We start from the raw sequence: 14,031 nt of genomic DNA, 5'->3' as shown, positions 1-14,031 counted from the left end.
GCGGTGTAAACCACGGTCTCGCCTTCAGCGACGGTCGAAGTGGCAGTCAGCGAAACGGTGCTGGTGTCGATGGTGTCGTTGACGGTGGTCACCGCAGGCGTATCACTGGCGACCAGCTTCTCAAAATTACCGCCGGTCGTACCTGTGATCGTCGCTTCGACGGTGCCGGCGTCTTTGTAGACGTCGTCTTTTGGCGCATCGATAGTCACGGAACCAGTGGTTTTGCCCGCTTCGATGGTGATCACGGCGCCGTTCGACAGCGTCACGGTCACTGGTGTGCCGGCCGCATTGGTCAGGGTTGCCGTGTAGGTGATCTGGCCGCCTTCATCCACGGCACCGGTCGCAGTCAGCGACAGGTTGGTGGTGTCAGCGGTGTCGGTCACTGAGGTGTCGGCTGATTTGCCATCGACTTCCAGTTTCTCGTAGTTGCCGCCCTTGGCGTCGTCGATTTTCACACTCAGCGAACCACCACCAGCCAGGGCATCGTTCGGCGCAGTGAAATTCACGCTGGCGCTGCTCGAGCCGACTGGGATGGTGATGGTCTGGCCGTTGGACAGGGTGACAACCACCGGCGAGCCGGTGACTGGTGCGCTGACGGACGCGGTGTAAACCACGGTCCCGCCTTCAGCCACGGTGCTGGTCGCGGTGAGGTTGACGGTTGAGGTGTCGAGGGTATCGGTGACGTTGGTAACCGCAGCCGCCGGATTGGTCGCCAGGTTTTCAAAGTTGCCGCCTGCGGCGTCCTTGATGGTGACTTCGACGGTGCCAGCGTCTTTGTAGACATCGTCCTTCGGCGCGTCGACGGTTACGGAACCGGTGGTGGCGCCGGCGGCGATGGTGATCACGGCGCCGTTGCTCAGCGTGACGGTGACTGGAGTCCCGGCGGCATTGGTCAGGCTCGCGGTGTAAACGATCGACCCGCCTTCAGCCACGGAGTCGGTCGCCGACAGGCTGAGGGTGGTGGTGTCTGAAGTATCAGTGATTGAGGTGTCCGCCGACTTGCCGTCGACTTCCAGTTTCTCGTAGTTGCCACCCTTGGCATCGTCAATCTTGACGCTCAGCGAGCTGCCGCCAGCCAGCGCATCGTTTGGCGCAACGAAGTCGACAGTACCGCTGCTCGATCCGACTGGAATGGTGATGGTCTGGCCGTTGGACAGGATGACAACCACTGGCGAGCCGGTGACCGGCGCCGATACGGACGCCGTGTAAACCACGGTGCCGCCTTCAACGACGCTCGAAGTGGCACTCAGCGAAACGGTGCTGGTGTCGATGGTGTCGTTAACGGTGGTGACCGCCGGGGTGTCGCTAGCCACCAGGTTCTCGAAATTGCCGCCGGTCGCGCCTTTGATGGTTGCTTCGACGGTGCCGGTGTCTTTGTAGACATCGTCCTTCGGCGCATCGACGGTCACGGAGCCGGTGGTTTTGCCCGCTTCGATGGTGATCACGGCGCCGTTCGACAAGGTCACGGTCACTGGTGTGCCGGCCGCATTGGTCAGGGTTGCCGTATAGGTGATCTGGCCGCCTTCATCCACCGAACCGCTGGCAGTCAGCGACAGGTTAGTCGTGTCAGCGGTATCGGTCACCGAGGTATCCGCCGACTTGCCGTCGACGTCCAGCTTCTCGTAGTTGCCGCCCTTGGCATCGTCGATCTTGACGCTCAGCGAACCACCACCGGCCAGCGCATCGTTCGGCGCGGTGAAGTTGACAGAACCGCTGCTGGCGCCAACCGGAATAGTAATGGTCTGGCCATTGGACAGAGTGACAACCACTGGGGAACCGGTGACCGGTGCGTTGACGGACGCGGTGTAAACCACGGTCCCGCCTTCAGCGACAGTAGACGTCGCTGTCAGATTAACCGTCGAAGTGTCGAGAGTGTCAGTCACCTCGGTGACCGCTGCCGCCGGGTCCGTCACCAGGTTCTCAAAGTTGCCACCCGCGGCGTCCGCGATGGTGACTTCGACCTTGCCGGCATCTTTATAAACATCATCGGCAGGCGCATCGACGCTCACGCTGCCGGTGGTCGCGCCAGCGGCGATGGTGATCACCGCGCCGTTACTCAAGGTCACAGTGACCGGCGTGCCGGCCGGATTAGTCAGCGTCGCGGTGTACAGAATCTGACCACCTTCGGCCACTTCGGTGGACGCAGACAGGCTCAGGCCGGTGTCATCTTTCGAATCGGTAATGGTGGTGAGCGCTGGCTCTGTACTCGGGGTCAGTTGTTCGAAATTGCCACCGGTGGTGCCGGTGATCGTAGTGCTGACGGTGCTGCCGTTGTTGTAGACGTCGTTGGCCGGCGTATCGACGGTCACGCTGCCGGTGGTCTTGCCCGCTTCGATGGTAATGACCGAGCCGTTGCTCAAGGTCACGGTCATCGGCGTGCCGGCCGGGTTGGTCAGGGTGGCGGTGTAGGTGATCTGGCCGCCTTCGACGACGGTGCCGGTGGCGCTGAGGCTCAGGCCGGTGTTGTCGATCGAGTCGGTGATGGTGGTGACGGCAGGCGTGGTGCTCGGTACCAGGTTCTCGAAGTTGCCGCCGGTAGCGCCGGTGATTGTGGTGCTGACGGTGCTGCCGTTGTTGTAGACGTCATTGGCCGGGGTGTCGACGTTCACGGAGCCGGTGGTTTTACCGGCTTCGATGGTGATGGTCGAACCGTTGGACAGGGTCACGGTGACCGGCGTCTGCGCCGGGTTGGTCAGGGTCGCGGTGTAGGTGATCTGGCCACCTTCAGTGACACTGCCGGTGGCGGACAGGGTCAGGCCAGTGTTGTCGACCGAATCGGTAATGGTGGTGACCGCCGGAGTCGGGTTCGGCACCAGACTCTCGAAGTTGCCGCCGGTAGTCCCGGAGATGGTGGTGCTGACGGTGCTGCCATTGTTGTAGACGTCATTGGCCGGCGTCGGAACGTTCACGCTGCCGGTGGTCTGGCCGGCATCGATGGTGATGGTCGAACCGTTGGACAGCGTGACGGTGACTGGCGTCTGCGCCGGGTTGGTCAGGGTCGCGGTGTAGGTGATCTGACCGCCTTCGGTGACAGTCGAGCCCGCCGTCAGCGTGACGGTGGTGGTGTCGGCGGAATCGGTAATGGTGGTGACGGCCGGGGTTGGATTCGGCACCAGATTTTCGAAGTTGCCGCCAGTCGCGCCGGTAATCGTGGTGCTGACGGTACTGCCATTGTTGTAGACGTCGTTGGCCGGCGTCGGAACGTTGACGCTGCCGGTGGTGTTGCCAGCGGCGATGGTGATGGTCGAACCGTTGGACAGAGTGACGGTGACCGGCGTCTGCGCCGGGTTGGTCAACGTCGCGGTGTAGGTGATCTGGCCACCTTCAGTGACGGTCGAGCCCGCTGACAGTGTGACGGTGGTGGTGTCGACAGTGTCGGTGACCTGGGTCACGGCCGGAACGGTCGGTGGGGTGACCACGATACCGCTGCCGCCCGTGGTGCCGGTGACGGTCACATTGATCTGGGTCGAGTCGTTATAAACCGTGTCGTTCGGTGCCAGCGGAACGTTGACGGTGCCGGTGGTTTGGCCGGCTGCAATCACGATCACCGAGCCGTTGGACAGGGTAATGGTCAGGTCGGTCAGCGGCGCCTGGGTCAGGGTCGCGGTGTAAACCAGCACGCCACCGGCCTCGGTGATGGTCGGCGTGGCGCTCAGGCTCAGGGTCGATTCGCGCAGGGCATTGGCGCTGGTGTCGGCAGTCTGGCCGCCGGTGGTGTCTTGTGTTGCCAACGCGGCAGTGGCGAGCCCCTCTGTCGGGAAGCCGATAGTGGGGTCGACCCGGGCAGCGGTTGCCTCCAGGGCCACAAAACTGTGGCCACCACCGGTAGAGCCGCCCCCGCTCGCAGCCGTAGGACCGGCCGCGGTGGCTTCAAGAGCGGTGGTCGGGTCGACACCGGCGGCGATGGCTTGTTGCAATTCGTCAACCGATGGCGCGGCTTGTGCAGTGGCTTGCGCAAGGTCGGTGCTGGAATCCGGTTCGCTGCCGCTCCACTGAGTGTCGCGGCCCAGGTCCAGGGTGCGGCCATCAGCCAGTTCGAGCGTAATGGCGCCGGCGGCACCGGTGTCTACCTGATCGCCGACCAACAACCGGTCGCCTTCAACGAGTACGCGGCGGACGCCTTCTGGCGACACCGCGAAAACCTGACCAACAATGCTTTTGACGATGGCAACAACACTGCTCATTGAAGACTCTCCGGGTGTCACGTTCAGTTGACCTCCATGAACCGCTCGGCGTGTTCGCCGATCGGGGCTGGACGTACTTTCTAAGATGTTTGATGCATAACTTTGACGCGGTAAGTGTCAATAACTTGGCTATATTTTTTCGGAATTAACTTTATGCCAAACTATTGACCTTATGGGTGCCATCCTAAACAATCGTCCCAGTAATGTCACATTGATATTTAAACGGCGACCTGTCCTGCAGCGTGTGATCCAGTTCCGATTTTGAACTTTCCGACATACGGTCATTCCGGTTGCCATCATCCGATGCAGCGCCACGTTCTGCAGTGATTCAAGACAAGAAGTCCCGGGAAATTCCAACTATGCGTTTGCACCTGTTCAAGGTTCTACCCTTCGCCCTTGCCGCCAGCTTTGTTCAGGCGCAAAGCCTCCCGCAGGCCATGCAGCAGGCGCTGGATGTTCATCCGGAAATTCAGGCAGGGGTTAACAGCCGATTGGCCGCGGATTATCAGTTAAAGGCCGCCAAAGGGGGATACTTGCCGAGGGTCGATCTGCTGGGCGGTTATGGTCGTGAAGGCACCGACAGCGTCACCACCCGCGCCGCCGGCAACAACAATCACTGGGAAACGCTGAACCGCAGTGAGTCAAGTTTACGTCTGTCGCAGATGGTGTTTGACGGTTTTGCGACGTCCAGCGAAGTGGGGCGTCAACAAGCCACCGTTAATTCCCGCGCTTATTCCTTGCTGGGCACGTCGGAACGTACCGGGCTGACCGTCGCTCAGGTCTATCTCGATGTATTGACTCGCCGCGAATTCGTGCGCCTGGCTGAAGACAATCTGAAGAACCACGAACGGATTCTCGACCAGATCAAGTTGCGCACCCAGCGCGGCGTGGGCAGCGGCGCCGACCTTGATCAGGCTGACGCGCGCATGGCCCAGGCCCGCAACAACCTGATCACTGAACAGACCAACCTGGCCGATGCCGAAACCAACTTCCTCAGCGCCGTCGGCCAGATGCCCGATCAACTGGAGCGGCCCGCCGATTTTATGGCGCTGTTGCCGGCCAACTTGAATGAAGCCCGGGCGCAGATGCTGGAAAACAGCCCGATCCTGCGCTCCGCCGAATCCGATATCGCTGCCGCCGAGAAACAGTACGAAGCCGCCAAGTCGAGCTTCTATCCGCGCTTCGATGCCGAATTGGGTCGCAGCGCCGACAACGATATTGACGGTCAGAACGGTCACAGCAACGAATGGCAGGCCATGCTGCGCATGCGCTTCAATTTGTTCGCCGGTGGCAGCAACAAGGCTGATCTGGAATCCAAGTCCTACCTGTCGAACCAGGCGCTGGATATTCGCAACAATGCCCTGCGTGTGTTGAACGAAGAACTGGGTCTGGCCTGGAATGCCTTGAACAACGCTAACGCCCAAGTGCCGATCGCCCAGCAATATGTCGATCGCAGCACCAGCGTACGTAGCGCGTACCAGAAGCAGTTCAGCCTCGGCGAACGCACTTTGCTCGACCTGCTCGACAGTGAAAACGAGCTGTTCAGCGCTTCCCGTCGGTTGGCCGAGATCAAGAACATTCAGTTATTTACTCAGTACCGAATCAAGGCGACCATGGGCGAATTGCTCAAAAGTCAGGGCGTAGTCGCACCGTTGGCATCCGTTGTGCAGAACGACGTGAAGCCCAAGGTTCAGTTGCCCGGGATGAATTGAGTCCTGCCTCATTTTAATCGTTAGCCAAGAGTGTCGAGCGTGGAATCAGAAGTCAGTCGAGTTCAACTCATTCATGATCCGCGCGCGCTGCATGACGATCCGTTACTGGACGGCCTGCTAGCCCTTTGCACGTTGCACCAGAAACCGGCCAGCGCCGCGATGCTGACCACCGGCCTGCCGTTACCCAAACAACGCCTGAGCGTCGAACTGCTGCCCCGCGCGGCCGCTCGCGCCGGGCTGCAAGGGCGGGTACTGCAACGCAAGCTGGAGCAGATTCCGGTGATTGCCATGCCGGCGCTGTTGCTGCTCAAGGAAGGTCGCAGCGCGGTGCTGCTTGGCTGGCAAGGTGAAGACCAGGCCCGCCTGCTGCTTAGCGAAAGCGATGGTGGTGAAGTTTGCGTCAGCCGTGAACTGCTGGCCGACGATTACAGCGGCAAAGTCTTCTTCGCCCAACCCCAACATAAATTTGACGTTAACCACGGCACGCTGATCCCGCGCGCGCGTTCGTGGTTTCGCGACACCCTCAAGCGTTCGCGCTGGCTGTACGCCGACGCCATCGCCGCCAGTTTTCTGATCAACATCATTGCCATGGCCGCGCCGCTGTTCGTGATGAATGTCTATGATCGCGTGGTGCCAAACCAGGCCGAGTCGACCCTATGGGTACTGGCCATCGGCATCACGGGCGCTTATCTGTTCGACCTGATCCTCAAGAGCCTGCGCAGCCTGTGCCTGGACCTGGCCGGCAAGAAAACCGACCTGATCATCTCCGCGACGCTGTTCGAGCGCATCGTCGGCATGGCCATGAAATACCGCCCGGCCCGTGTCGGCAGCTTCGCCCAGAACATCCATGAGTTTCAGAGCCTGCGGGACTTTCTCGCGTCGCTGACCCTCACCAGCCTGATCGACCTGCCGTTTACGCTGCTGATCTTCATGGTCATCGCAATCCTGGGCGGGCATCTGGTGTGGATTCCGGTGCTGGCGTTCCCGATTGCCTTGCTGATCGGTTATGCCTTGCAGAAGCCGCTGGTGGCGACCATGGAACGAACCATGGCCCTGGGCGCCGAGCGTCAGTCGAGCCTGATCGAAACCCTCGCCGGCCTCGATGCGGTGAAGGTCAATAACGCCGAAAGCGAACGCCAGTATCAGTGGGAACAAACCATCGGCACCCTCAGCCGCCTCGAGCTGCGGGTGAAAATGCTGTCCGGTCTGGCGATGAACATCACCTTGCTGATCCAGCAATTGGCCGGGGTGATCATGATCGTCTTCGGTGTGTACCAGATCATCGACGGCCACCTGAGCATGGGCGGCTTGATCGCGTGCTACATGCTCAGCGGTCGTGCCCTCAGCCCATTGGCTTCGTTGTCCGGCCTGCTGACCCGCTACCAGCAGGCCCGCGTGACCATGACCTCGGTCGATCAGATGATGGAGCTGCCCCAGGAGCGCAATTTCGACGAGCGTCCACTGAGCCGCAAGGTGCTGCAAGGGGCCATTGAATGCCGTCAGCTGAACTTCACGTACCCGGATCAGCAGAACCCCGCGCTGAAGAACATCAACCTGATCATCAAGCCCGGCGAGAAGATCGGCATCATCGGCCGCAGCGGCTCGGGCAAAAGCTCTCTGGCCAAATTGCTGGTGGGCCTCTATCAGCCGGACGACGGCGCGCTACTGGTGGATGGTGTGGATATCCGTCAGATCGACGTCAGCGAATTGCGCCACAACATCGGCTACGTGCCCCAGGACATCCAGTTGCTCGCCGGTACCCTGCGCGACAATTTGGTGTCGGGCGCGCGCTATGTCGAAGACGAATTGGTGCTGCAAGCCGCGGAACTGGCCGGCGTCCACGAATTCGCCCGTCTGCACCCGCAAGGTTATGAGCTGCAAGTCGGTGAGCGTGGGCAGAACCTGTCCGGTGGTCAGCGTCAGAACGTCGCCCTGGCCCGAGCGCTGCTGCTCAACCCACCGATCCTGTTGCTGGACGAACCGACCAGCGCCATGGACAACACCGGTGAAGAACGCCTCAAGCAACGCCTCGCTGCGGTGGTTGAGAACAAGACCGTGGTGCTGGTGACGCACCGGGCTTCGCTGTTGTCGCTGGTGGATCGCCTGTTGGTGATCGACCGTGGGCAGATACTCGCCGATGGCCCGAAAGCCGCCGTGATGGAAGCGTTGAAGAAGGGGCAGATCAGTGTTGCTTAAGTCCGGGGTCAAGGATTCCATCCGCCGCTACTTCAAAGGCTCCGCATCGCTGCAAGGCCAGCCCCTTCCCGAGGTCAACAAAGCGCTGATCGAAGACGCCCCGCGTGTGGTGCGGTTGACGATCTGGGCGATCATCGGCTTCTTCGTGTTCCTGATGCTCTGGGCCAACTTCGCGGTAATCGATGAAGTCACCAAGGGTGACGGTAAGGCGATTCCGTCGTCGAAGATCCAGAAAATCCAGAACCTTGAGGGAGGTATCGTCTCCGAGTTGTTCGTGACCGAAGGGCAGATCGTAGAGGCGGGCGCGCCGCTGATTCGTCTGGACGACACGCGGTTTGCCTCCAACGTCGGTGAAACCGAGGCCGATCGGCTGTCGATGCTGCTGCGTGTGGAGCGCTTGAGCGCCGAGGTCGATGACCGTGCACTGAACTTCCCCGCCGATGTGCTCAAGGCTGTTCCCGTCCAGGCGGCCAGCGAAGAGTCGCTGTACATCAGCCGTCGTCAGCAACTGCACGATGAAATCGGTGGTTTGAAGGAGCAGTTGATCCAGCGTCAACAAGAGCTGCGTGAGTTCACCTCCAAACAGTCTCAGTACCGCAACGCGTTGTCGCTGCAACGTCAGGAAATCAACATGTCCGAGCCGTTGGTGGCTCAGGGCGCAGTGTCGCCGGTGGAGGTTTTGCGACTCAAGCGTGCCGAGGTCGAAACCCGCGGCCAACTGGACGCCACTACGCTGGCGATTCCTCGGGCCGAATCGGCGATCAAGGAAGTGCAGCGCAAGATCGACGAGACTCGCGGCAAGTTCCGCAGCGAAGCCCTGACCCAACTCAACGAAGCACGCACCGATCTGAACAAGGCCCAAGCCACTGGCAAGGCCCTGGAAGACCGGGTTAGCCGGACGCTGGTGACATCGCCGGTGCGCGGTATCGTCAACAAGTTGCTGGTGAACACCATCGGCGGCGTGATCCAGCCGGGCAGCGATCTGGTGGAGATCGTGCCACTGGATGACACCTTGCTGGTAGAAGCCAAAATTCGTCCGCAAGACATCGCGTTCCTGCATCCGGGGCAGGACGCCACGGTGAAGTTCACGGCCTACGACTACACCATCTACGGCGGCCTGAAAGCCAAGCTGGAGCAGATCGGTGCCGACACCATCACCGACGAAGACAAGAAGACCACGTACTACATCATCAAATTGCGCACAGAGCGCAGCCACCTTGGGACGGATGAGAAGCCGTTGTTGATCATCCCGGGGATGGTGGCGTCGGTGGATATCATTACCGGCAAGAAGACCGTGCTCAGTTATTTGCTCAAGCCGATTATTCGGGCGCGCGCCGAGGCGTTGCACGAGCGGTGATTCTCGGTTGGGGCTGATGGCCTCTTCGCGGGCAAGCCCGCTCCCACATGGGATTTGAGTCGATCACAAGACCCCCTGTGGGAGCGGGCTTGCTCGCGAAGGCGGCCTAATAGACGCCGCATGCCAAAAGCCATATCGTTATTCACTAACGGTATTTAAATTTCAATTCTTATACCTATAAAGTCACTCCCCTGCGTACCTGCCGACCAATCGGCGCGCCGCACGACACGAACCAACACGGGACCTCCGTGAGTTTCTGATCGATGCGCGCCCTTGAGCGCGCTGTGCGTGGGAGTGATTTTTATGTCAGCCGTCTCTTTTTCTCCAAAGCCTGTGTCAACCAGCGTCGCCGCCATCGCGTCGCAATCCTTCGAAATCCGCCCATTCAGCGGCGCCGTCGGTGCTGAAATCATCGGCCTGGACCTGTCCCGCCCGATCAACGACCGGGACTTCGCCCGTGTCCATCGTGCGCACCTGGATCATCACGTGGTGGTGTTCCGCGACCAGCGCATTACTCCCGATCAGCAGATCGCCTTCAGCCGCCGTTTCGGTGTGTTGCAAATCCATGTACTCAAGCAATTTCTGCTGGCCGGGCATCCGGAAATTCTCATCGTTTCGAACATCATCGAGAACGGCCAATCCATCGGCCTCGGGGATGCCGGCAAGTTCTGGCACTCGGACCTTTCCTATAAAGAGCTACCAAGCCTGGGCTCGATGCTGCATGCCCAAGAGCTGCCGTCCGAAGGTGGCGACACGCTGTTCGCCGACATGCACAAAGCCTGGGACAACCTGCCCGAGGCGCTGCGCAAAGCCGTCGAAGGGCGCTCGGCCGCGCACTCCTACACGGCGCGCTACAGCGAGAGCAAATTCGAGGGCAACTGGCGCCCGACCCTGACGCCGGAGCAACTCGCTCAGGTCGCCGAAGTGGTTCACCCCATCGTCCGCACCCACCCGGAAAACGGTCGCAAAGCGTTGTTCGTCAGCGAGGGCTTCACCACCCGCATCGTCGGTTTGCCGGAAGACGAGAGCAAACAATTGCTCGACGAGCTCTACGCCCACAGCGTGCTGGCGCAAAACATTTACCGCCATCAATGGCAGGCCCACGACCTGGTGTTCTGGGACAACCGTTCGCTGATTCACCTCGCCGCCGGATGCCCCAGTCATCTGCGCCGCAAGTTGTATCGCACCACCATCCAGGGCGACGCGCCTTTCTGATTTCGGAGAATTCCCATGTCCAAACGTCTTCCATTTGCACCCTTGGCTGCGGCCATTGGCCTGGGTTTCAGCCTGCTCGCCGGCAGCCTGGTAGCGCCGACCGTCGCCCACGCCGAAGGTGAAATCCGTATCGCCGAACAGTTCGGCATCGTTTATCTGCTGCTCAACGTGGTGCGCGATCAGAACCTGATCGAGAAGTACGGCAAGCAGGAAGGCATCGACATCAAGGTCGACTGGACCCAGCTCTCTGGCGGCTCAGCGGTCAATGATGCGTTGCTTTCCGGTTCCATCGACATTGCCGGAGCCGGCGTCGGCCCGCTGCTGACCATTTGGGACCGCACCCACGGCAAGCAAAACGTCAAAGCCGTGGCCTCCCTGGGCAACTTCCCTTACTACCTGGTGAGCAATAATCCCAAGGTCAAAACCATTGCTGACTTCACCGAGAAAGACCGCATTGCGGTGCCGGCGGTTGGGGTGTCGGTGCAGTCGCGCTTCTTGCAATACGCGGCGGCCAAGCAATGGGGCGACAAGGAATTCAATCGCCTCGACAAGTACACCATCGCCGTTCCGCACCCGGATGCCACCGCGGCACTGATTGCCGGTGGCACCGAGTTGAGCGGGCACTTCTCCAACCCGCCGTTCCAGGATCAGGCGCTGCAAAACCCCAACGTGCATGTGGTGCTGAATACCTATGACTTGCTGGGTCCGAACTCGCCGACTGTGCTGTTCGCCACCGAGAAATTCCGCGATGAGAACCCGAAAACCTACAAAGCCTTCATCGCCGCGCTGACTGAAGCGGCCGAGTTTGCGCAGAACGATAAAGGTGCGGCGGCCGACACTTACATCCGCGTCACCAAGGCCAAAATCGACCGCGCGGCATTGCTGAAAATCATCGACAACCCGCAGTTCGAATTCAGTATCACGCCGAAAAACACCTACCCGCTGGCCGAGTTCCTCTATCGCGTCGGTGCGATCAAAAACAAACCGGATTCGTGGAAGGATTACTTCTTCCAAGACACCAAACCGCTGCAAGGGAGCTGACCGACATGAACGCCCCTTTGCAAGGCCACACGGTCAGCAAACCGATCGCGGCAGCTCAAGCGCTGCTGTCGGTCGACCAGGTCAGTCTGGAATACCGCACGCCTGCGCGGGTGGTTCGAGCGACCCATCAGGTCAGTTTCGAGATCGATCCGGCGGACCGCTTTGTGCTGCTCGGTCCTTCGGGCTGCGGCAAGTCGACGTTGCTCAAAGCCGTTGCCGGGTTCATCCCGCCCTGTGAGGGTGAGATTCGCCTGCAAGGCCAGCGGGTCGATGCGCCAGGGCCAGACCGGATCGTGGTGTTCCAGGAGTTCGATCAACTGCCACCGTGGAAGACCGTCAAACAGAACGTGATGTTTGCGCTGCTCGCTTCCAAAACCCTCAAGCGCAAAGAGGCTGAAGAGCGGGCGCTGCATTATCTGGACAAAGTCGGTCTGGCGGCGTTTGCCGATGCCAATCCGCATACCTTGTCTGGCGGCATGAAAGCTCGCGTGGCCATTGCTCGCGCCTTGGCGATGCAGCCGAAGATCCTGTTGATGGACGAGCCCTTCGCTGCCCTTGATGCGCTGACCCGACGCAAGATGCAGGAAGAGTTGCTGCTGCTCTGGGAGGAGGTGCGTTTCACGCTGCTGTTTGTCACTCACTCCATCGAAGAAGCGTTGGTGGTGGGTAACCGGATTTTGCTGCTGTCGCCTCATCCGGGGCGGGTGCGGGCGGAAGTCCACAGCCATCAATACGACTTGCACAGTTTGGGGGGCGTGGCGTTCCAGGAATCGGCGCGGCGGATTCATCGGCTGTTGTTCGATGAAGGTCAGTCCCCGGAAACCGAGCGTGAGCTGGATTTCGCCGACATTCGCATCGCTTATTGAGCCATTGGAGGATTGCCCGATGAGCCATTCATCATCTGCGCGTCAAGAGTACGAAACTGTTTTGCAGCCGCTGACCAGCGTACCGTTGGAGCGTGAATTGCCGCTCGGCCAGCGTCTCTGGCAGCAAGGCTGGCTACGCAAAAGCCTGATCCTGATTCTGCTCGCGGTGCTTTGGGAAGCCGTTGCCCGTTATCAGAACAACGACCTGCTGCTGCCGAGCTTTTTGCAAACCGCCAGCGCGCTGCAGGATGGCCTGCTCAGCGGCGAACTGCTGAGCAAGGTGTGGATTTCGCTGGTTGTTTTGCTCAAGGGTTACCTGATTGGCATCGTTCTGGCGTTTGTCCTGACGACGCTGGCGGTGTCGACCCGATTCGGTCGCGATTTGCTCAGCACGCTGACCTCGATGTTCAACCCGTTGCCGGCGATTGCCCTGTTGCCGCTGGCGCTGCTGTGGTTTGGCCTGGGGCAGAACAGCCTGATTTTTGTACTGGTGCATTCGGTGCTCTGGGCGTTGGCCTTGAACACCTATGCCGGGTTTCTCGGTGTCTCGGAAACCTTGCGCATGGCCGGGCGCAATTACGGTCTCAAGGGCATCCGTTTCGTGCTGTTCATCCTGATCCCGGCCGCGTTGCCGTCGATTCTCGCCGGGCTGAAAATCGGCTGGGCCTTCGCCTGGCGTACGCTGATCGCCGCCGAACTGGTGTTTGGCGCTACCAGCGGCAAGGGTGGTTTGGGGTGGTACATCTTTCAGAATCGAAATGAGCTGTACACCGACAAGGTGTTTGCCGGGTTAGCGGTGGTGATCCTGATTGGGTTGCTGGTGGAAAACCTGGTGTTTGATACGTTGGAGCGGGTGACGGTGAAGCGGTGGGGGATGCAGCGGTAGGTTCTGTGGTGTCTGATCTGGCCCGTCGCGGTCTTCAAGTGGACACAGCATTTGTGTTCGACCGAAACTCCACTGTGGGAGCGAGCCTGCTCGCGATGGCGGTAGAGCATTAACCAAATTCTTCCGATCCGCACTTTCCAATCGCCCACAAAAAAGGCCGTTTTTATATAAAAACGGCCTTTGCGAAGTAGTTAAAGACCGGCGAAAAACACTTAAGTTCCGCCCAAAAAACAGTAACTTATAGAATTGTGCTCAAGTCGTGTTACTCGTCGGATTTCTATTGTCACAACCATGACACAGCCTCAGGATCGCGCCGTCATCCCCTTGAGGTTCCTCTATGAAGTTCTCCTCGATTCTCTTGTTGTCCCTTGGCCTGGTCAGTGGCTTCGCTTCTGCTGGCGGCACCACCGAAGCAGGTGTGGGCGGCGCATTGGGCGGGGTTCTTGGCTCGGTCGTCGGTCAATCGCTAGGCGGCAGTACAGGTTCAACCATTGGCGCGGCCTTGGGCGGCGCGGGTGGTAGCGCAGTCGGCGCAGACAAACGCAGCCGTGGCGAAGCCGCCATTGGCGGGGGG

At 60.2% G+C, this 14,031-nt stretch carries 8 protein-coding genes and 1 pseudogene; 8 read left to right on the top strand and 1 reads right to left on the bottom strand.

The window, feature by feature from the left end:
• Positions 1–4,184: retention module-containing protein (locus PMI36_RS05400; RefSeq protein WP_008074878.1), on the bottom strand; the 4,184-nt coding region annotated here is incomplete at its 3' end.
• 359 nt (positions 4,185–4,543) lie between these two features.
• Here PMI36_RS05400 and PMI36_RS05405 point away from each other — a divergent pair.
• From PMI36_RS05405 to PMI36_RS05440, 8 genes and pseudogenes are all read left to right on the top strand, one after another.
• A complete protein-coding gene (locus PMI36_RS05405) occupies positions 4,544–5,896 on the top strand; it encodes a TolC family outer membrane protein (RefSeq protein ID WP_008074875.1) in 1,353 nt (450 codons plus the stop codon).
• Between the two features lie 39 nt (positions 5,897–5,935).
• The gene (locus PMI36_RS05410) at positions 5,936–8,092 is read left to right on the top strand and encodes a type I secretion system permease/ATPase (protein ID WP_008074873.1); all 2,157 of its coding nucleotides are present in this window, start codon (positions 5,936–5,938) and stop codon (positions 8,090–8,092) included.
• On the top strand, positions 8,082–9,449 hold the full coding sequence (locus tag PMI36_RS05415) for an HlyD family type I secretion periplasmic adaptor subunit (RefSeq protein ID WP_008074872.1): 1,368 nt from the start codon (positions 8,082–8,084) through the stop codon (positions 9,447–9,449). The genes PMI36_RS05410 and PMI36_RS05415 overlap by 11 nt, the downstream gene beginning before the upstream one ends.
• A 303-nt stretch (positions 9,450–9,752) precedes the next feature.
• A complete protein-coding gene (locus PMI36_RS05420; protein WP_008074870.1) occupies positions 9,753–10,664 on the top strand; it encodes a TauD/TfdA dioxygenase family protein in 912 nt (303 codons plus the stop codon).
• 15 nt (positions 10,665–10,679) lie between these two features.
• A complete protein-coding gene (locus PMI36_RS05425) occupies positions 10,680–11,705 on the top strand; it encodes an ABC transporter substrate-binding protein (protein WP_008014081.1) in 1,026 nt (341 codons plus the stop codon).
• 5 nt (positions 11,706–11,710) lie between these two features.
• Complete coding sequence (locus PMI36_RS05430) at positions 11,711–12,571, top strand: ABC transporter ATP-binding protein (protein ID WP_008074868.1); 861 nt, start codon at positions 11,711–11,713, stop codon at positions 12,569–12,571.
• A gap of 19 nt (positions 12,572–12,590) precedes the next feature.
• Positions 12,591–13,457, top strand: coding sequence for an ABC transporter permease (locus PMI36_RS05435; protein WP_008074867.1), 867 nt, complete (start codon positions 12,591–12,593; stop codon positions 13,455–13,457).
• Between the two features lie 337 nt (positions 13,458–13,794).
• Positions 13,795–14,031, top strand: a pseudogene (locus PMI36_RS05440) (hypothetical protein); the annotation flags it as partial.

The organism is Pseudomonas sp. GM79 (assembly GCF_000282495.1).
Classification (GTDB): Bacteria; Pseudomonadota; Gammaproteobacteria; order Pseudomonadales; family Pseudomonadaceae; genus Aquipseudomonas.
The sequence above is the reverse complement of the archived record's forward strand: the minus strand, read 5'-3'. Positions and strand labels throughout refer to the sequence as shown.